This is a genomic window from Nonomuraea sp. NPDC048916 (assembly GCF_040649575.1).
Lineage (GTDB): Bacteria > Actinomycetota > Actinomycetes > Streptosporangiales > Streptosporangiaceae > Nonomuraea.
Window position 1 is genome coordinate 16805 of the sequence record NZ_JBEZFS010000011.1, and the last position, 19164, is coordinate 35968.

The following is a 19164-nucleotide window of genomic DNA, read 5'->3' on the forward strand; positions in this document are numbered from 1 at the left end:
GATTGCATGCCAGCCATGATTAATGTGAATGCCTTGGACGCCGGCGCGCTCCGCCTCCTCGACGAGGTGGCCAGGAGCGGGTCGTTCACCGCCGCCGCCGAGCTGCTCGGCTACACCCAGTCGGCGGTCTCCCGGCGCGTGGCCACGCTCGAGCGCGCCGCCGGAGGGCCGCTCTTCGAGCGCCTGGCCCGAGGCGTACGCCTGACACCCGCGGGAGTGTCGCTGCACCGGCACGCCGTGGCCGTGCTCGACCGGCTCGAACGCGCGGGTGAGGAGCTGGCCGCCATCCACGGCGGCAGCGGCGGCACGCTGCGGGTGGGCGCGTTCGCCACGGCCAACGTCGACCTCGTGCCGGGCGCGCTGCGGCGTTTCGCCGAGCGGCGCCCGGAGGTCGAGCTGAGGCTGGTCGAGGGGCTGACCGGACGGCTGATGGAGCTGCTCGACGCGGGCGCCCTCGACGTCGCGGTGATCAGCGACTATCCGTCGGGGCTGCCGGTCGAGGGCGGCCGGATCGTGCCGCTGCGCGACGACCGGCTGCTGGTCGCGCTGCCGCGCACGCACCCGCTGGCCGGGGACGACACCCTCGACCTGCGCGACCTGGCCGAGGAGAGCTGGATCGAGGCGGCGCAGGGCGGGCAGCCGACGCTGCTGGTGACCGCGTGCGCCGCGGCCGGGTTCACCCCGCGCACCGGGCTGCGGGTGGCCGAATGGACGGGCAAGTTCGGCTTCGTCGCCGCCGGACTCGGGGTGACGCTCGTGCCGGAGCTGGCGGCGCGGGCCGTTCCCGCCGATCTGGTGCTGCGGCCACTGCGGGGACGGACTCCCGCGCGCAGGGTCTACGCGGCACTGCCGCGAACACCACTTCCGGCGGCGCTGGAGTTCGTCAGGTTGCTGGGAGAATGGGAGGCGTGCTCGACGGTTTCGCCCATGTAGCCGGTCTTCTCGCCACGGGCCTGCGCGACCTCACGACCGACCTCGCCGCCCTCGACGGCGAGGGCTGGTGGGCTGTCGTGGTCGACTACGAGGGCAAGGTGACGTGCGCCCGCTTCGACCGCGTACGTCCCGCGCCGCTGCCCGAGCCCCGGCGGCCCTGGCGCGGCCCGAGCCCCGGCCGGTGGCGCAGCTCGCTCGACCGGGCCGCCTACGAGCGCGGCGTCCGGGCCATCCGCGACCACATCGAGCGGGGCGAGGTCTACCAGGCCAACCTGTGCCGCGTGCTGACCGCGCCCGTCTCCGACGACGCCGACCCGCTGGCGCTGGCCGCCCGCCTGGCCGCCGGCAACCCGGCCCCCTACTCCGCCGTGATCCAGGTGCCCGGGCTCAGCGTGGTGTCGGCCTCGCCCGAGCTCTACCTGTCGCGCGACGGCGACGTGGTGGAGTCCAGGCCGATCAAGGGCACCGGCGTCACCGCCGGCGACCTCCTGGAGAAGGACTACGCCGAGAACGTCATGATCGTCGACCTGGTCCGCAACGACCTCGGCAGGGTCGCGGCCGTCGGCTCCGTCGAGGTGCCGGAGCTCTGCGCGGTGGAGGAGCATCCGGGCCTGGTCCACCTCGTCTCGACCGTACGAGCCCGGCTGGCGCCCGGGGCGGGCTGGCCGGAGCTGTTCGCGGCCACGTTCCCGCCCGGCTCCGTGACCGGAGCGCCCAAATCATCCGCCTTGCGCATCATCAATGAACTCGAAGCGGAGCCCCGGGGGCCGTACTGTGGGGCGGTGGGCTGGGTCGACGCCGACCGTCGCCGGGCGGCGCTGGCCGTGGGCATCCGCACTTTCTGGATCTCCGCTCGAGAGATCCGGTTCGGCACGGGCGCGGGCATCACGTGGGGCAGCGACCCCGGGCGTGAATGGCTGGAGACCGAGCTGAAAGCGTCCAGGCTCATCTCACTGGCATCCTCAGGAGGCAATTGATGACTATCCCTGTCTGGGTCAACGGGGAACTGATCGACCCCTCGCGGGCCACGGTCTCGGTGTTCGACCACGGCCTGATGGTCGGCGACGGCGTGTTCGAGACCGTGAAGATCGTTCACGGCCGGTCGTTCGCGCTCACCCGGCACCTCGACCGGCTCAAGGTCTCGGCCCAGCGCATGGACCTGCCCGAACCCGACGTCGAGGCCATCGCCGACGGCGTCGGCAAGTGCCTGGACGCCGCGCCCGACTGGGCGCTCGGCCGCATCCGCATCACCTACACCAGCGGCCCGGGCCCGCTCGGCTCCGACCGGGGCGACCAGGGCACGACCTCCGTGGTGATCGTCGACGAGCAGAAGCCGTTCCCCGGCACCGCCAACGTCGCCGTCGTCCCCTGGCCGCGCAACGAGCGGGGCGCGCTGTCCGGGGTCAAGAGCACCTCCTACGGCGACAACGCCAAGGCACTGGCCCACGCCAAGGCCCGCGGCGGCGGCGAGGCGATCTTCGGCAACCTGGCGGGCGACCTCTGCGAGGGCACCGGCTCCAACATCTTCGTCGTCCGCGACGGCCGGCTGCTCACCCCGACGCTCGAGTCCGGCTGCCTGGCCGGCGTGACCAGGGCGCTGGTGCTCGAGTGGTGCGGCGGCGAGGAGGTCGACGTGCCGCTGGCCGAGCTCTACACGGCCGAGGAGGCGTTCCTCACCTCCACCACCCGCGACGTCCAGCCGATCAGGCTGGTCGACGAGACCGAGCTGCCGATCGCGCCCGGCCCGATCACCGCCAAGGCGATGCGGATCTTCGCCGAACGCTCCGCCGCCGACCTCAACCCCTGAGATACCGTGGCCGCACTTTTTCGTGGAAGGTGAGGCTCAGTTGGCTGCCGGCGGGCTTCGCCCGGGAGACCCCGGGCGATTAGGCGATCACACCATCGTGGGCAGGCTCGGCGAGGGCGGCCAGGGCGTGGTCTACCTGGGCGAGGCTCCGGGCGGCGAACATGTGGCGATCAAGGTCATGACGGGCGGCATCGACCGTTCCTTCGCCCGGGAGCTGGCAGCCGCCCGCCAGGTCGCCGAGTTCTGCACCGCCCGGGTGATCGCCGCCGACCTCGACCACGACCCTCCGTACGTCGTCAGCGAATACATCGACGGCCCGCCGTTGTCCGCCGTCGCCCCGCTGGGCGGCGCGGCCCTGACCCGGCTGGCCATCGGCACGGCCACCGCGCTGACCGCGATCCACCGGGCGGGCGTCGTGCACCGCGACTTCAAGCCCGCCAACGTGCTGATGGCGCCCGACGGGCCGCGCGTCATCGACTTCGGCATCGCCCGGCTGACCGGGCTCACCGCCACCCGCGGCGGGCTCGTCGGCACACCGCCCTACATGGCTCCGGAGCAGTTCGCCGACGAGCCGGCGGGCCCGGCCGCCGACGTGTTCGCCTGGGGCTCGACCATGGTGTTCGCCGCCACCGGCCGCCCGCCGTTCGGCGGCGACACGATCGCGGCGGTGGCCTACCGGATCATGCGGGCCGAGCCCGACCTGACCGGGCTCGCCGAGCCCTTGCGCGGGGTCGTCGCCCGGAGCCTGGCCAAGGACCCGGCGGAGCGGCCCGCCGCCCGTGACGTGCTGCTGGAGTTGCTCGGGGAGGACCGGCCCGGCGGCGAGGTGGACGTCCTCAGGCGGGGCGCCACGGCGGCCGGCTCGTCGCGCGTCTCGCGCCGGAGCGTGCTCCTCGGCGCCGGGGCCGCCGCCGCGGCGGTGGCGGTGACCGGCGCGCTGCTGTGGCGCCAGGCCGTCCTCGGCGCACCCGGTGACTCCCCGGCAGGCACCGCGACCACCCCGCCGCCCTCGGTCACTCCGAGTCCCTCCGCGGGGACGTCACGCCCGTCCGCGACCGAGACGGAACAGCCGCCCGCCAGCCCGCCGCCCGCCAGACCGGCGGCGCTGGTCGCCGCAGTCGAGGCCGCGGTCACCGTCACCTCGATGGCCGACTTCTCCTACGACGGCGGCCTGAGCCAGAGCGCCTTCTACGGCACGGCGAAGGGCCAACTCGCCTACGGGACCAAGGGCATGATCGCGACCGACTTCAGCATGCGGGCCTCCTCCGAAGGCGAGACCGCCCAGGTGGTGTTCATCGAGACGGCGGACGACCAGGCGACCTACCTCAACGGGCGGCGGGTGACCGGAGAGCAGGACTCGGCCGCGTTCGAGTTCGCCACGATGGTGCCGGTGACCAGCGGGATCGGCGTCATGCTGGACCTCATCAACCTCACGCCCCGGGTGAGCGGCGCCGAGCGGGTCTACTCCGGGTCTCTGGTCGCCGACACGGCCCCCGCGGTCGTACAGGACAAGCTGTCCGAGATCACCGGAGGGTGGACCTCGGAGCAGCTCGGCGACAGCCAGATCACCTGGAAGCTGCGGCTGGATGCGCATGACAGACCGGTCCTGTTCGACTTCTCCTGGCGTGCGCTCAACTCCAATACCCGTGTCACCTCGTCGTTCACGACCACCTATGGCAAGTGGCGGACCGGGACGATCCAGGCGCCTCAGTAGGACTGCTGCGTCTGCACGTTGAAGTCCTTCATCTTGACCTTCTTGGCGGGATCCGTCAGGGGATCGTCGATGGAGATGACGTCCAGGCCCTTACGGATGTCGCTGGAGTAGATGTAGCCGTTGTAGTAGTAGGCCGACCAGGACCCCGCCACGCCGTCCTCCTCGAAGGGGCCGCGCTCGAAGTAGCCGATCTCCCTGGGCGCGGACGAGTCGGTGAAGTCCCAGATCGACACGCCTCCCTGGTACCACGCCTGCACCATGACGTCCTTGCCGGGCACCGGGATCAGCGAGCCGTTGTGGGCCACGCAGTTCTCGTTCTTCTGCTGCTGCCGGGGCATCTTGAAGTAGCCGCGCCGCTCCAGCTTGCCGTCGACGATGTCGTAGATCGCGTTCGCGCCCTTGGTCTGCGGCGTGTGGCTGTCGCAGGTGGGCAGGGAGCCGCCGCCCAGCTCGTCGCCGAAGACCACCTTGGTCGCGTCGTTGTTGAAGGTCGCCGAGTGCCAGATCTGGAAGTTCGCCTCGTCGCGGATCTGCTGCAGCACCTTGGGCTGGACCGGGTCGGAGATGTCGAGCAGCACGCCGTCGCCGAAGCAGGCGGCCGCGGCCAGGTTCTTCTCCGGGTAGGCGGTGATGTCGTGGCACCCGGCCGCGCCTCGCTGCTGCTCGGGGAAGATGTCCGGCTTGGACACGATCGCCGCCGATTTGGGGTCGTCGGTCGGGATCTTCACGACCTGGATGACCTCGTGCGGCTCGGGGCAGGTCGTCGAGTCCGGCTCGGGGCCGGGGGAGGAGACGTACACGTAGAGCGTCTCGCCCTTCGGGACCATCGTGTGGGTGTGCGAGCCGCAGTCGGTGCGCACCGCGGAGACGTACTGCGGGTTCTTCTTGTCGCTGATGTCGAAGATGCGCAGCCCTTCCCAGGCGCGCGTCTCGGTCGAGGCGCAGGTCTCGTCGCTGCGCGGTTGGTCGACCGACAGGATCAGCAGGTCGCCGTAGACCGAGATGTCGTTCTGCTGAGCCGGGCAGGCGACCTGGCTGACCGTCTTGGGCGCGGTCGGGTCGCTGATGTCGTAGATCGAGAACCCGCCGAAGTTGCCCACGAACGCGTAGTCACCCTGGAACGCCAGGTCGGTGTTCCAGTCCATCTCGTTGTTGAGCGGGGCGGTGCGTGGCAGATTGGCGACCAGCTTGACGTTGTCGCTCGTCATCACGTCACCCTCGGCGGCGGGGCTGCCCGTCTCAGGCGCCGTGCCGGTGCCCGGCGACGTCGGCTCGGCCGCTCCCGGCCCTCCACCACACGCGGCAACCAGCAGAAAAACCGCGCACAACGCCGCCCCCCGTACCTTCGCAGAGATCACGCACGCACCCCTAGTCTTGTGGCCCAGTATGGAAGCTATGTCAGTACGATTCCGATCGCGCACGCCAATTGTCACGGTTGTGGCGATTTTCGTACTGGCCGGTTGCGCTCAGGAGCCGGACCGGCCGGCCCCGATCGGCACCGACGCACCGGTGATCGTCCCACAGGGTCCGGGTAGTCCGGCACGTACGGCCACACCCGGCGAACGCATCGGCCAGGGCGTCACGAAGCCGGAGGCGGCCGATGTCCGATTCGCCGAGGGCATGATCCCGCATCACCGGCAGGCACTGGAGATGACCGGCCTGGTCGCCGAGCGGACGACCACGCCCGGCATCCGGCGCTTCGCCGAGCAGATCGCGGTCGCCCAGCGGCCCGAGATCACCCTCATGTCATCCTGGCTGTCGGCCCTCGGCCGCCCGGTGCCCGCCGACCACGCGCACGGCCCGGCCGGATCCGGCATGGCCACGCTGGAGGAGATGAACGCGCTGCGCGCGGCCCGGGGCACGGCCTTCGACCGCATGTTCCTGGAGCTCATGATCAGGCATCACGAGGGCGCGCTGAAGATGGCGGGGGAGCAACTGGCCGACGGCCGTGACCAGGCCATGCGGATGCTGGCCAGGGACGTGTATTCGGGTCAGAGCATCGAGATCGCCCGGATGCGCCGGGCGCTGGACTCGCTTCCGAAGTAGGTCAGGACGGCCAGAGCATGTTCGTCAGCTCGGCGTCGAGGTCCATGAAGTCGACCTCGCGGCCCGCGGGCACCTTCTCGTAGGTGCGATGGAGGAACTCGGTGAGCGGGGCGAGCGGGACCTCGAAGAGCGCCTGCCCGAACGGTGACGTCAGGCTGATGTGCAGGGTGCGCTCGCCGTCGGCGCGTGCGGGCCAGACCTGCACGTCGCCGTCGCCGACACGCCGCACGATGCCCACGGTGAGGAGCTCGCGGGCGAAGATCCACTCGACCGGTTCGTCGTTCCCTACGTGGAAGGCCATGCGGATGGCGTACGGGTCGTCGGCTGTGTAGCTCAGTCCGGCGAGCAGGGGGACGGTAGTACGGTCGGGGACCACAAGCCGAAGGCCAAGCTCGGCGGAGACGGTGGTGCTGTTCATCGTCAGCCAAACCTTTTCGTCGTAGGTCCCCTCTTCGGGGCTTTCACTGCTCTGACGGACTTCGTCCTGAGCTATGACGCGGAACGAAGAAACCCGTAGGAAAGATTCCGCTACTGGGGCCTTCTGTAACGCATATCACAGCTGGACATTTAGGCATCTACCTGGCTAAACGGCATCAATCGGGTTGTATTTGCGAGGGTTTTGCGAGTTGTCGAGCCAGTCCCGGTCGGCCCCATCATGAACGTTTCTGGAGAAAGGATCACGAGGAGCGCCTACCGGAACAGCTCGATGGTATGCCAACGAGCCCCTACGCCGATGGGCAACCACCGCCTTTCACTCGAATCCCTACCCCGCGCCGGCCGCCGCCTCACCCGAGGCCCGTCACGCTTCGCCAGCGGGTGCCAGAGTGCGGTATGGTTTTCCCGTCGACACCGCGAGGTGTCGCACAGGGCGGGCGATTAGCTCAGCGGGAGAGCGCTTCGTTCACACCGAAGAGGTCACTGGTTCGATCCCAGTATCGCCCACCATGTTGCAGCAGGTCAGAGGCCGGTCCTCCATCGGAGGGGCCGGCCTTTGCGCTGCCTGGACCGTCGTTGGACCGTGGCCCCGGCCGTCACTCACTCTGTCGGACCGTCACGGGGCGGCGGGTCCCGGCACTCTCATCGCCATCGAAGCGATCGGTGATGTTCAACTGGCCTGCCTTCGTTGGCGCTCACTCGTCGTGCGTGACTCGTACCAGGATCCAAGTTCTGCTTTGATCTACAACGTAAAGGTCCCGAGAAGTAGCCTGAATGGGTAGGCCCCGCATCGCTTGATGTCGTGAACGATGAGTCACTGGTGATGGGCTGGCCGGTGGCGCGGTAGTGCCAGACGACGGCGGCCAGAGGCGCCGCGCGGTGTAGGCGCCCGCATACCAGCCGTCCCCTCCGAGCTCCCCACGATTCATGCCAACCTCTCCATCGCCAACATGGACTTCGGCGAGTTCGCCGAGAGCGCCGATGCGGACGGCGTCTTCCGCGGGTTCCGCGGCTGAACCGCTACGCCGCCGAGAAGCACGGAACGTCACCAGTAGGGTCTAGGGGAACGACAACGCGCGACAGTTGCCAGTATCGACCCCGAGCTACGCGGCGATCCATGCGCCGGACCACCGGCGTCGGGACGGGACCGTCATGTGGTGTCGGCGGAGAGCGTCTTCATACTGACGTAGCTGGTCACCGTGGCCACGCTGGGCAGGGTGGCCAACTGGTTGGCGTGGAAGTCCTCATAGGCGGGCAGGTCGGCCACCTCGACCTGGAGCAGATAGTCGAAGTTGCCGGTGATGTGGTGGCAGGCGACCACCTCGGGCAGCCGGGTGACCCCACGCTCGAACGCGATCACGTCCGCGCGGGTGTGCCGCATCAGCCGGACACCCGCGAACACCCGCAGACTGCGGCCGACCGCGGCGGGATCGATCAGCGCCCGGTAACCGCGGATGACCCCGGCTTCCTCCAGCTGACGCACGCGCCGCAGGCAGGGTGACGGCGACAGCCCGACCCGGGCGGCGAGCTCGGTGTTGCTGATGCGACCGTGCTGTTCGAGCACGGCCAGAATCGACCGGTCTACCTCATCCATGGCGGCAGATTATTGCTCCCAAGGCTTGGCTACCACAATCGTGCGCCTGCTCTGAGCGCAATTTGCTGCCAAAGTTGCTGAGATCCGGTCACATCGGAGCGTCGGTCGGCCACGCTTCTTGGAGTCACACCGACGGTCCACGGAAGGCCAGCCATGCCGGGCAAGAGCACCATCACCGTTCACGCCGATCGCGAAGTCCATCCCAGCCGTGCCGTGGCACCGCCCATCTACCAGACGGCGACGTTCTCGGCCGAGGACGCGGAGACGTTCGCGCAGGTCGCCGTCGACCCGCGGGGCAAGGACTTCTACACCCGCTTCGGCAACCCGAACCACGCACAGGTCGCCACCGTCGTCGCCGAACTGGAGAACACCGAGGCGGCCATGGTCACCGCGTCCGGGATGGCCGCGCTCACCACGGCCGTGCTGGCCCTGGTGTCCGCCGGTGACCACGTCATCGGGCAGAAGTCCACCTACGGGGGCACGGCGTCGGTGCTGCTGAACCTGCTGCCGCGCCTCGGCGTGTCGACCACCCTGGTGGACCAGACCGACCCGGAGGCGTTCGCGAAGGCACTGACCCCGCAGACCCGCCTGATCCTGGTGGAATCCCCGAGCAATCCGCTGCTGCAGATCACCGGCCTGCGCGCCGTCGCAGACCTGGCCCGCGCGCACAACGTGCTGACCATGGCGGACAACACCTTCGCCACTCCACTGAACCAGCGACCGGCGGACTTCGGCATCGATCTGGTCTGGCACAGCGCGACCAAGTACCTCAACGGCCATTCGGACGTCTCCGCCGGAGTGCTGGCCGGGCCGGCGAAGATCCTGGACCGAATCTGGGACGTCGGCCTGCTCACCGGTGCCACGCTCGGCCCGATCGACGCGTGGCTGCTGCTGCGCGGCATGCGCACCCTGCCGCTGCGGGTGCCGCGGCACAACGCCAACGGCCTGGCGCTCGCGGAGGCGCTGAACGAGCATCCAGCAGTGGCGAAGGTGCACTATCCCGGTCTGGCGACCCACCCGCAGCACAAGCTGGCCGCCGTCCAGATGAGCGGTTTCGGCGGGGTGCTCGGCATCGAGTTCGCCGGTGGTTTCGAGATGGCCGACGCCTTCCTCGGCCGGCTGCGCTACCCCCGCCGGTCGGCCAGCCTCGGCGGCGTGGAATCGCTGGCCGTGCATCCGGCGTCCATGTGGCGCGGGATGCTCAGCGAGGAACAGATCGCGGAATCGGTTCCGCTGGGCCTGGTCCGGCTGGCCGCGGGCACGGAGGACACGGCCGACTTGGTCGCCGACGCGCTCGCCGCGGCCGACGCGGTGCTCGCCGAAGCTGCGACCACCTGAGCGACCGTTTGCGGAAGCGGTATTTGTAAGCCCGCTTCACGATCTGCGCCAGGCCGCACACCGTACTGCAAGATCAGCCAAATATCGAATGGGTGTTCGATATAATGGCATTACTCCGGCTTTCCTCCCCGCCCTGAAGGACGGGGTCTCCAGCCTCCAGGAGATGCGATGAAGACCCTGCTCACTGGCGGCACCGTGGTCAGCATGGACCCGGCTGTCGGCGATCTCGACCGCGGTGACGTGCTGATCGAGGACGGCGTGATCGTCGAGGTGGCCGAGCGCGTCGACGCGCCGGACGCCGAGGTGATCGACGCGACCGACCGGATCGTCATGCCCGGCTTCGTCGACAACCACCGCCACACCTGGCAGACCGCGTTCCGAGGCGTCGGCGCGGACTGGACGTTCCCCGAGTGGGCGGTGGCCATGCACGGCACGGTCAAACCCCACTATCAGCCCGAGGACGTCTATGCGGGCACCCTGCTCGGCCGCCTGGAGGCCCTGCACTCCGGCGTGACCACGATGCTGGACTGGTACCACGTCGCGCAGAGCCACGAGCACGAGGACGCCGCCGTCGCCGCGCTGCGGGACGCGCCGGGGCGGTCGATCTTCTGCCTTGGCGCCGGATGGGGCACCCCCGACCCCGTCGACGCCGAGATCCGCCGCGTCCGCTCCGACCTGGCCGGGGACGGCCTGGTCACCATGGCGCTGGGGCTGCGCGGACCCGAGGACACCAGCATGGGCACCGTCGCCCGGGAGCTGAAGCTGGCGGCCGAACTCGGCCTGCGCACCAGCCTGCATATCGACGCCGGCGGGACGCAGCGCCCGGTCGCCGATTTGCGCGCGCACGGTCTGCTGCGGGACACCACCACGTTCGTGCACGCCAACGGGATCAGCGACGAAGAGCTGCGGATGCTCGCCGACGCGGGCAGTTCGGTGTCGATCAGCCCGGACGTCGAGCTGAAGATGGGATTCGGATCGCCGATGACCGGCCGGGCGTTGGCCGCTGGCCTGCGCCCGACGCTGTCCATCGACGACGTCCCGTCGGTCGGCGGCGACATGTTCTCCACGATGCGTACCGCCTTCGCCGTGCAGCGCGGCCTGGACGGCGGCCTGCGCTCCCGGGACCTGCTGGAGTTCGCCACCGTCGATGCCGCCCAGTCGTGCGGGCTCGACGCCCGAACGGGCAGCATCACGCCCGGCAAGGACGCCGACATCATCCTTCTGCGCGCCGACGACCTGACCGTGTTCCCGGTCACCGACCCGGTCGCCACCATCGTCAGCGCCGGCCATCCCGGCCTGGTGGACACCGTCCTCGTCGCCGGCCGCGTGGTCAAACGCGACGGCGTGCTGGTGGGCGTGGACTTGGCGGCGCTGAGGACCCGACTGGTCGAATCACGCAACCGGATCGCGGCGGCCGCCGGCATTCCGCTCGACGGCACATGGCGCCCACGGCCGGAATCGGAGTAGGAGCACTTGGCTGGCACGTCAGAACGGTGGCCGGAGAGGTTGACGCCCGCGTCGGATGGGTGTGGCTGCGTGGCGGCCTGGCCGCAGTCGCCGTGCTGTTCATCGTCGGCGCGGACGCCGACTTCTTCGGGCCTGGCGGCTTCAACGGACCGGCCTTGGCGTGGGCGACCTGCGACAGCGCGCTCGCGGTGACCATCTGTACCGTGATCCATCTCACCGTTAATGACTGTCCCGTTGTTCCTCGACCCCGGGGCTGTACTCCGAGCCGGGGAGTTCAACGTCAACGCCATGGAGGGCATGGCGTTGACCGGCAGCGGCGGCCAGGCCCTGGGATCGTTCAGGTCTGGCAGGGGCGGCCGGCGCAGGGGCGGCCGGCGCGGCGCTCTGCGTGCTGGCGGCCGGTGCCACGCTGGCCTCGGGTGGCGCAGCGGCTGCCTCCTTGGCGACGGGCACCGTGGGAAGGTCAGCCCACGCGTGGTGTAGCGCCGCAGCCACTCCTCCCGCGACCCCAGTAGCTGTCAATCAGGTCCGGGTCCTGCGTAGCCCTGGTGGGCGGCGGCCTGGCCTGGCTCGGAGGCGCTCCCGTAGCAGTGGCCATCCTGGTCGGAGCCGGTGGGTTCGCGGGGTTCGTCACCCTCGCGCTGCTGATCGCGAGTTACCTGATGCGAGCGCAGCCCTAGCCGCCTCCTTGACCTGAGCTGCTGTAGAACGCGAGCGCGCGCTGGCGCCCACGCGCCTAGTCGCGCGGGTGTGCGCGTACGAGCCCGGGTGCAGACCCGGCGGCCCGGGTCGACCGGGTGGCTCAGCGGTCGTGAGCGAGACCGGCAATCCGGGCGGCGTTGCGGTAGTCGGCGGGCGGTGGAGCGGTGGCTGCGGGCCGCGCTGGCGATGCCGGCGGCCACCGACGCGGTACGGCGGGGGAGCTCGGCGAGCTGCCTACCGCGCCCGTTTCGATAGAGAGGAATGGAGGGAGGCGCAGGGTTGGGCTACCACCCCCAGTCCTGCACCTCCCGGGTGCTGAGCTTCCAGTGCTCGACGAAGAGTTGGGGACATCAGCGCATCCATTAACGCTGACTCGTCGATTTCAGCATCGAGGCTGCGAAGAAGTGGAAGAAACCCTTTAACCCCGAGGAGAAAGCCGTACTACTCGGATGATAAATAATCTTCCGAATTTCATGTCGTGCGCCATAGTGGCTTCACATTACCGCAGGTCGAGGTCGGCTTTTTTGTGACGTTGGCGCGGTTCTTCTCGTGCTGGCCCTTGGTGTTGCCCTACCTCTATGGTCGCCTCTGCAAGGGTTTTACCGCTCTTGTATGCGTGTGAAAGTGCTCGACGAAGAGGACGGGCGCGCGCGTCCAGACCGGGGCCGGTAAAGGCGAGGACGGCTCTGGACGCGTGCGCGGAAGAGACGGACATCGACTACCGGTGAGGTAATCCTTCATGAGTAACACCACGGTCATGGTCATCGTGGGCGCGGTCGTGGCGATCGTCATCGTCGCCATGGCCGGCTACGCCGCCACCCGGATGGCGGTCACCGCGCCTCGCGCCCTGGTACGGGCGCTGCTGGCCTTTGCCATCATCCTGGGCGCCATCCCGGCGGTTCTCATCGCGCTGTACACCGTTTGAGCCCTCCGACATGTCGATGTTGATGTTGAGAGCGGGCGGGGCGGGAAGCCGAAGGAGGGCAAGCGGCTCGCGAGCGGCACCAGCGGGCTGGCCCGGTCTTTGGGACCTCCTGCCCCCTGCCAGCCGCCGGGCGTTGTTCAAGGTCGGAGACGTGCGCTGGGTCTACACCGACCACTCCTGGACGGTGGGGGAATGTCTGACCATCGCGCTGGAGGAGTGCTGGGTATGCCTGCGCGTAGGCCAAGGCGACGGGTCCTACAGCGTCCTGGACGTCGCCGGGCCCGGCGACGTCGTCAGCCCCCTGCACGCCCTGGCTCCCGAGCCGCCGCCCTGGCTTGGCCCCACGGCGCCGATCCGGGCGCACGTGCTGACCAAGGGCCGCATCCTGCAGATCCCCCGCGAGGTGATTCCCGGCGTGAAGCGCGCGCCCGCCGTTCAGCAGCTGCTGACGATCTTCAGCGGCGAGCATCAGCACGCCTTGGCCTCCCTGCACACCAGCGGCCGTCTGGACGTCGCCACGCGCCTGGCCCGGCTGCTGTTGCATGTGCGGCGCCGCTTCGGCGAACGGCCCACCCCCCACGGCCCAGCGCTGGCACCACCACTGTCCCAAGCCGACCTGGCGGCCTGGATCGGCGCCAGCCCCTCAGCGGTGGCGCGCACCCTGGCCAGCTGGCGCACCCAGCACGTGATCGAGACCGGCTACTCCCTCATCCGTATCCTGCACCCCAAGGCACTGCTTACCTTGGCCTCCTACCCACCGTGTGAGGACCAGGCTGGGCCGCTATGGCGGGCATTCACACCGCCGGCGCTGACGGAGCAGGGCGTTCTGGGTGACGACGCAGACCTGCCGCCGGGCCTGCAGCTCTAGATTCCGAACTCCAGCGATCCAGCGTCCGGCGGGTGATCCAGACGGTGCGGCCGTCCGGGTCGGCGTGCGGGACGCCGGCGATCGAGCACACCAGAGTGCCGCGCGGACGCGCCTAGCTACGTGGCCCGGAACTCCTATAGCTCCGGCAAGCCGCCACTCGGTTGATCAGTGGGTACGGCGTCGGGGTGCCAGGACCTCCGTGACCTTGGCGATGACTTCCGCTCCGGGTTTGACGTAGCGCATGGCGGCGCCGAACGGCGCTTCCTCGAACGCCGGCTTACGGAACTGGCAGGCAGCACAGGCTCGGGTTAGTCGTTGGATCCTGCCAGGACCAGCGCGCTGACCCGCCGGAGATCCGCTCACGCCGCAGTGACGTCGAGCCGGGTTTCCATGTCCAGGCGGAACCGCGCATCGCGTTGGGCGATTGCGACAGGCCGGCGCCCACCTCGCCGAAGGCGCGCACGCGCTCCAGCACATCCACCTGCCAGCCGATGCGGCGCAGGGCGACGGCGGCGGCCATACCGCCGATGCCGCCCCCGATCACGATCGCGTGGCCAGTCATGAATCCTCCTTGTCCAGCGGTGGGGCCTGTTCGAACACCTTGGCCATCCACGCGAAGGCGGCGTGCGCTTGACGGACGCGTGCAGCCCGTTCGTCGTCGGGGCCGACCAGATCGAGGCCCTGGCGGGTGATGCCGAGGAACGAGGCGATCCCCGCCACCTGCTGCCGCACCACCGCCTGCCAGGCGTCGTCGGCCATCCGGTAGTACATGGTGCGAGCATGACCTGCGGACACTGCGCCGCCGTCGAAGAGGCGGGCTACGAACTCACCCACGCGAACGGGTAGGCGCGAGGCGACCGCACACCTGCCGCAACCGAGCGTGATCGCCGAGGTGACCAGCGTGCGGGGCCCCGGCGAGCGGCTCCACTGATCGGCCGTCAGCCTTCCTGGCTCTCGGTGGCGGCTCGCAGGTGCTGGGCAAGGGTGAGTTCCGATGGTGATTTGCGGTCGCGGCCTCGCCGGCCACCCGTTAGGATACGACTGTATCCATTCGAGAGATGGGGCCATCATGCGCATTCCTGACCGACCGTCCGCCTTCACCAGCGACTCTGCCCGCGACAAGTACTACGCCGTCTACGACCGAGTGCTCGGCGAGCTGTGGCCGGTGCCGGTGGACGCCATCGACGTGGAGACCCGCGCCGGCAGCGTGCGGATCCACCGGGCCGGGCCCGCCGAGGGGGATCCCGTGGTCCTCGTGGCCGGTGCCGGCGGGAACGCGCTGACCTGGCACCGCTACATCGAGCCGCTGGCGCGCACGCGTCTGGTCCTTGCCGTCGACCCGCTCGGCGAGCCAGGCCGCTCGGTTCAGAGGCGGACGCTCGCGACCAGTGCCGAGGTCGGCGGCTGGTTCACCGACGTCCTGGCCGCAGTCGGAGCCGAGCGCGCACACGTGGCGGGCTTCTCTTCCGGCGGCTTGACCGCGGTATGGGCCGCGGTGGAACAGCAACTCGGCGGGGGCGGCCGGGTCGCGGCGCTGACGCTGGTGGACCCGGGCGGCTTCGCGCCGATAACCGGGCGGTTCGTCCGGTGGGCCGCTGCCGGCGCCATCGCCTCCATGCTTCCTCGTAGGTTGCGACACCGCATGGCCGGCGTAGTGGACAACGGGTTGCTGCGCGAGGATGGGCTGGTGAGCCTGATGCGGGCCGGCTGGTCCTTCCGTCGGCGCGTGCTCATCCCGCCCGCCTACACCGACGAGCAGATACGCGAGCTGTCCGTGCCCGTACAGGTGCTGCTGGGCGCCCGCAGCACGCTGCACGACGCGCAAGCGGTGGCCGCGAGGCTGGCCGACATCGCGCCGTCCTGGCGCGTGGAGATCGTGCCCGGCACCGGACACTCGCTGCCCGTCGAGGCTCCGGACCTGGTCGCCGAGCGGATCCTCACCTTTCCCGGCCAGGCGCGGCCCGGCATCGCAACGCCGAAGCACAGCACCGACAACAGGTAGGAAACGGCCATGCCCCGACAGGTGGATCATGATGAGCGGCGGCGCCAGTTGACCGAGGCGCTGCTGCGCATCGCCAGCACCCGCGGCCTGCAGGCCGTATCGATGCGTGAGATCGCCGCCGAGGCCGGGGTCTCGCTGCGCGTCGTCCAGTACTACTTCACGAACAAGCAGGCCCTGCTCGAGTCCGGCCTCACCGAGCTGGGCGCCCGCATGGACCGCCGGGTCAAGCAGCGGGCCGCCGCTGCCGCGGGCGAGCTGACACCGCGAGGCGTTTTCGCCGCCGTCCTCGGCACGATCCTGTCCTTCGACGAGCAGAGCAAACTGGACTCTATGGCCTGGACCGCCTATTACACCGCCGCCCTCACCGATCCGGCGCTCGCCGCGGTCGGGGTCACCCTGCCCAACGGACTGGAAAACTTCCTCACCGTACGGTTGACCGCCGCGCAGCAGGCCGGGGACATCGCCCCTGATCGTGACCCGCGCACCGAAGTCGCCAGCCTTCTGGCTCTCGTCAACGGCCTGACCTCCAGTGTCCTCAGCGGGCAGCGCAGCCACGAGGCCGCCACCGCGATCATCGACTACCACTTGGACCGCCTGTTCGGACCGGCAGCGGCTTGACCCAGCCGGACCACTGCGGTTGAGGGGCATGGCCAGCGGTATTCTGCATGTCCGCTTCGGCAAGGGCGCTCACACCTCCGGGCCGCGGCCGCGGTGGGTGCCCATGCTGGACGGGTTGGACCTGGTGCTGCGCTGGTTCCTCAACGACGTGCGCGGCCGCTTCCCCGACTCGCCGGTGCTGTTCGCCGATGAGTCTGGCGGGGCGCTGCATCGCGGCACCATCCGTAACCGGCTGCGCTATCTCATGCAGCTGGAGGGACTGCCGCAGGAAGAGTGGTTCAGCCCGCATGCGCTGCGCCTGGGCGTGCGCCACCCACAACTACGAGCGCCGGCGTGGACCTGGTGGCCATCCAGCAACTGCTCGGGCACTGGACGGTCAGCTCGACGATGCGGCCGTCGGCCACCTTCATCGAAGACGCCTATCGCCGGGCGGTGACCAGCACCCTGGGCGAGTTGACCGGACGGGGAGACCCGACCGCGTGGAGATCCGATGGAAACCGCGGATGGCCGCCGCGCAGCGCGAGATGTGGACCGGCGCCCAGCTGCGGCGGCCCTCGCCGATCTCGGCCACCAGGACCGCGGTGGGGCCGAATCTATAACTGTTGTTCGATGCTGCTCCGTCGTTACTCGGCTGATTTCAGTGACGGGTTGTGCCGGGTATCGGCGGTGTAGTCCGGAGCGTGCGAGCACCCATCGAGCACACCGGGTGCGTTCGCTGACGGCACCGTGTTATCAGGAATGGATGGCGCATCAGCGGGGATGGCGTCGTCGACGAGATGGGTGGAGCCGGAGCCGTCGGGGGAGGGGACCTCGCGCCAGCCTGGGGGCCAGCTGCGCGTTACGCCGGAAGCGGCGTGCACCTGGGTCTCCCAGAAAGCGGGCGCGGTGGCGAAGGCGGCGTCCCGGAAGGAGGTGGGGCCGGTGAACTGCGCTTCCCGGAAGACTGCCTCGCCGGCGAACGTGGCTCCGCTGAAAAGCGCTTCGGCCGTGAATCGGGCACGGCGGAAGACGGCCAGACCCTTGAAGACGGCTTGATCGAAGAGCGTGGTGCCCGTGAAGGTCACGCCCCGGAAGTCGGCCCGCTGGGCGAAGACGGTTTCCCGGAACACCGTCTCACCCTCGAACAGCGCCTCCTGGAAGCCCGCCTTGAAGTTGGCGGTCTCCCAGTCGGCCGTACCGGTGAAGACGGCTCCTGCGAACATGGTCCTGCCGCCGAAGGTGGCCCGGTCGAAGCGGGCGAACCCCTCGAAGGTGGCGCTGCCGAATCCGGCCCAGCGCATCCGGCAGTCGGTCAGGTCCAGTTTCACCAGCCACGCGCCGGTGAGGTCGAGGTCGATGCCGGGCCAGAAGGTGGCGGGCGGCGACTGCTCGGATCGGCTCCAGCGTAGATGATCGCGGAGGATCCGCTGCGCCGCGATGCGGACTTGAAGCTCCTGAGGGTCGACGAGCGCCCGGAGTTCCTGTTCCCGATCATCCGGCCTTGTCCGGCCCGGAGGACCGTCGTCGTCCTGGGCAGGCTGTGCCTGTGTGGGTTCGGTGAGGGCGGGAGGCATGCGCAGATAGGCGCAGATCACGTCCACGATCGTCTGCCGGTGCTCGGGATTGTGCTGCGCGACGCGTTCCAGGGCGTACAGCCCGGCCAGACGCACCGCGGCCTTTTCGTGTCCGAGCTGGTCGGCGGCCTTGGTGTACAGCTCGGTCACGCGCTTCTCGGTCGCGTCGTATTCCTGGTAGGCCTGAGTGCGCTCGCCCAGCCACTGACGGCGCACCCCCAGCAGCAGCGCCACCAGCCCGGCGGCGCCGGCACCCACAGTCAGGCCGGTCTTGACCGCGTCCAGTCGCAGCTCGACCCGTTTGGCGGCGTCCGGCGCGGTGTCGGCCAGAGCCAGCAGCACCGCTGTGGAGCCCCACATGGAGACGACGATGAGCATGACCCCGGTCAGTACCCATGACCACGACAGCACGCGCAGCTCCGCACGTCCATGCCGCCGGGGCTTGCCCAGAGCCAGACCCAGACCGGTCGCGGCCAGCACCACGGCTGCCAGGATGAATACGCCCCAGACCGGGACGTAGGGGGCCATCTCCGGTGCTCCGGCCCGTTCCGCCGGCAGCGCGGCCCCGGCCATCGTCACCGCCGCGACCAGCAGGGCCACCCCGACCTTTCCACGCCCAGGTCGTCCTCTCCACCGCATCATAGGTCAACTGCAGCGCATTCCCTCGGGGGCTGTCCATCGGTACGAGGGCCAATCCGGCGTAGACCGGCCAGGCCGAGACCGCCGAGGCGGCCACCCGGCCGAGCACCTGGCCGGTGCTCGTGTCGCAGGTTACGTAGCGCGGGTGGGGCAGCTTGGCCGCGGTGAAGCCCTCCCAGCTCGGGGCGGTGGTCTCGAAGCCGGCCGGGCCGGTGTCCAGCCCGGCCTGGTAGATGGCCAGCACCTGATCGGCGTCGTTCTCGCGTGCCGGGTCCGGCTCGCCGTCGGCCACGACGTCGCGCGACGCTGAGCACGCCCGGCCGGCACAGGGCGTCGATGTGGCCGGCCTTCTCCGCGGATTTCCGGAACATGCGATATGCGCATCAGACGGCCCACTATGACCAACTGATCACGCCGCTTCATCCTGGACATGAACGACGCCACGCCCGAAAAACGGGCATGCTCCATGGCACGTATCGGCATCCCCCGTGAGGTGACAACCATGGGCACCCCTCCCCCTTGG

General features: G+C 69.7%; 18 protein-coding genes and 1 tRNA gene. 13 read left to right on the forward strand and 6 right to left on the reverse strand.

Annotation, left to right across the window (positions count from 1 at the left end):
* Nucleotides 1-15: 15 nt before the first annotated feature.
* The 4 genes from AB0C16_RS13205 to AB0C16_RS13220 all read left to right on the forward strand — a co-directional run bounded on the left by AB0C16_RS13205 (nt 16) and on the right by AB0C16_RS13220 (nt 4454).
* On the forward strand, nt 16-933 hold the full coding sequence (locus AB0C16_RS13205) for a LysR family transcriptional regulator (RefSeq protein WP_357682108.1): 918 nt from the start codon (nt 16-18) through the stop codon (nt 931-933).
* Nucleotides 909-1910: a chorismate-binding protein gene (locus AB0C16_RS13210; protein WP_357682110.1), complete on the forward strand. Its 1002-nt coding sequence runs from the start codon at nt 909-911 to the stop codon at nt 1908-1910. Before AB0C16_RS13205 ends, AB0C16_RS13210 begins: the two co-directional genes overlap by 25 nt.
* Nucleotides 1910-2740 (forward strand): aminotransferase class IV, encoded by an 831-nt coding sequence (locus AB0C16_RS13215; RefSeq protein ID WP_357682112.1) that lies wholly within the window; start codon nt 1910-1912, stop codon nt 2738-2740. Before AB0C16_RS13210 ends, AB0C16_RS13215 begins: the two co-directional genes overlap by 1 nt.
* A gap of 97 nt (nt 2741-2837) precedes the next feature.
* Nucleotides 2838-4454: a serine/threonine-protein kinase gene (locus tag AB0C16_RS13220; protein WP_357682114.1), complete on the forward strand. Its 1617-nt coding sequence runs from the start codon at nt 2838-2840 to the stop codon at nt 4452-4454.
* On the opposite strand, the gene AB0C16_RS13225 is transcribed toward AB0C16_RS13220, so the two are convergent.
* Nucleotides 4448-5812, reverse strand: a complete 1365-nt coding sequence (locus tag AB0C16_RS13225) for a hypothetical protein (RefSeq protein ID WP_357682116.1) — start codon at nt 5810-5812, stop codon at nt 4448-4450. The genes AB0C16_RS13220 and AB0C16_RS13225 overlap by 7 nt on opposite strands.
* Nucleotides 5813-5891: 79 nt before the next feature.
* Here AB0C16_RS13225 and AB0C16_RS13230 point away from each other — a divergent pair, with 79 nt between their 5' ends.
* A complete protein-coding gene (locus AB0C16_RS13230; RefSeq protein ID WP_357682118.1) occupies nt 5892-6500 on the forward strand; it encodes a DUF305 domain-containing protein in 609 nt (202 codons plus the stop codon).
* Nucleotide 6501: 1 nt separating this feature from the next.
* On the opposite strand, the gene AB0C16_RS13235 is transcribed toward AB0C16_RS13230, so the two are convergent.
* Entirely contained in the window at nt 6502-6918 is a 417-nt protein-coding gene (locus AB0C16_RS13235; RefSeq protein ID WP_189127954.1) for an SsgA family sporulation/cell division regulator, read from the reverse strand.
* 452 nt (nt 6919-7370) lie between these two features.
* Here AB0C16_RS13235 and AB0C16_RS13240 point away from each other — a divergent pair.
* Nucleotides 7371-7445 (forward strand) — tRNA-Val (locus tag AB0C16_RS13240).
* Nucleotides 7446-8085: 640 nt separating this feature from the next.
* Here the strand turns inward: AB0C16_RS13240 and AB0C16_RS13245 are convergent.
* Nucleotides 8086-8529, reverse strand: coding sequence for an Lrp/AsnC family transcriptional regulator (locus AB0C16_RS13245; protein ID WP_357682120.1), 444 nt, complete (start codon nt 8527-8529; stop codon nt 8086-8088).
* A gap of 153 nt (nt 8530-8682) precedes the next feature.
* On the opposite strand from AB0C16_RS13245, the gene AB0C16_RS13250 reads away from it, so the two are divergent.
* The 4 genes from AB0C16_RS13250 (at nt 8683) to AB0C16_RS13265 (ending at nt 13829) form a co-directional block, all read left to right on the forward strand.
* Nucleotides 8683-9867, forward strand: coding sequence for an aminotransferase class I/II-fold pyridoxal phosphate-dependent enzyme (locus AB0C16_RS13250; RefSeq protein ID WP_357682122.1), 1185 nt, complete (start codon nt 8683-8685; stop codon nt 9865-9867).
* Between the two features lie 168 nt (nt 9868-10035).
* Nucleotides 10036-11334 (forward strand): amidohydrolase family protein, encoded by a 1299-nt coding sequence (locus AB0C16_RS13255; protein ID WP_357682124.1) that lies wholly within the window; start codon nt 10036-10038, stop codon nt 11332-11334.
* A gap of 1441 nt (nt 11335-12775) precedes the next feature.
* The gene (locus tag AB0C16_RS13260; protein ID WP_357682126.1) at nt 12776-12961 is read left to right on the forward strand and encodes a hypothetical protein; all 186 of its coding nucleotides are present in this window, start codon (nt 12776-12778) and stop codon (nt 12959-12961) included.
* Between the two features lie 151 nt (nt 12962-13112).
* Nucleotides 13113-13829: a Crp/Fnr family transcriptional regulator gene (locus AB0C16_RS13265; protein ID WP_357682128.1), complete on the forward strand. Its 717-nt coding sequence runs from the start codon at nt 13113-13115 to the stop codon at nt 13827-13829.
* Nucleotides 13830-14106: 277 nt separating this feature from the next.
* Here the strand turns inward: AB0C16_RS13265 and AB0C16_RS13270 are convergent, their stop codons facing one another.
* Together AB0C16_RS13270 and AB0C16_RS13275 are read right to left on the reverse strand one after the other, a co-directional pair.
* The gene (locus AB0C16_RS13270) at nt 14107-14391 is read right to left on the reverse strand and encodes an NAD(P)-binding protein (RefSeq protein ID WP_357682130.1); all 285 of its coding nucleotides are present in this window, start codon (nt 14389-14391) and stop codon (nt 14107-14109) included.
* The gene (locus AB0C16_RS13275; protein WP_357682132.1) at nt 14388-14588 is read right to left on the reverse strand and encodes a hypothetical protein; all 201 of its coding nucleotides are present in this window, start codon (nt 14586-14588) and stop codon (nt 14388-14390) included. Before AB0C16_RS13275 ends, AB0C16_RS13270 begins: the two co-directional genes overlap by 4 nt.
* 310 nt (nt 14589-14898) lie before the next feature.
* On the opposite strand from AB0C16_RS13275, the gene AB0C16_RS13280 reads away from it, so the two are divergent.
* The 3 genes from AB0C16_RS13280 to AB0C16_RS13290 all read left to right on the forward strand — a co-directional run bounded on the left by AB0C16_RS13280 (nt 14899) and on the right by AB0C16_RS13290 (nt 16885).
* Complete coding sequence (locus tag AB0C16_RS13280; protein WP_357682134.1) at nt 14899-15831, forward strand: alpha/beta fold hydrolase; 933 nt, start codon at nt 14899-14901, stop codon at nt 15829-15831.
* 9 nt (nt 15832-15840) lie between these two features.
* Entirely contained in the window at nt 15841-16449 is a 609-nt protein-coding gene (locus AB0C16_RS13285; protein ID WP_357682136.1) for a TetR/AcrR family transcriptional regulator, read from the forward strand.
* A 103-nt stretch (nt 16450-16552) separates the two neighbouring features.
* On the forward strand, nt 16553-16885 hold the full coding sequence (locus AB0C16_RS13290; protein WP_357682138.1) for a hypothetical protein: 333 nt from the start codon (nt 16553-16555) through the stop codon (nt 16883-16885).
* A gap of 187 nt (nt 16886-17072) precedes the next feature.
* On the opposite strand, the gene AB0C16_RS13295 is transcribed toward AB0C16_RS13290, so the two are convergent.
* The gene (locus tag AB0C16_RS13295; protein ID WP_357682140.1) at nt 17073-18602 is read right to left on the reverse strand and encodes a pentapeptide repeat-containing protein; all 1530 of its coding nucleotides are present in this window, start codon (nt 18600-18602) and stop codon (nt 17073-17075) included.
* Nucleotides 18603-19164 lie beyond the last annotated feature (562 nt).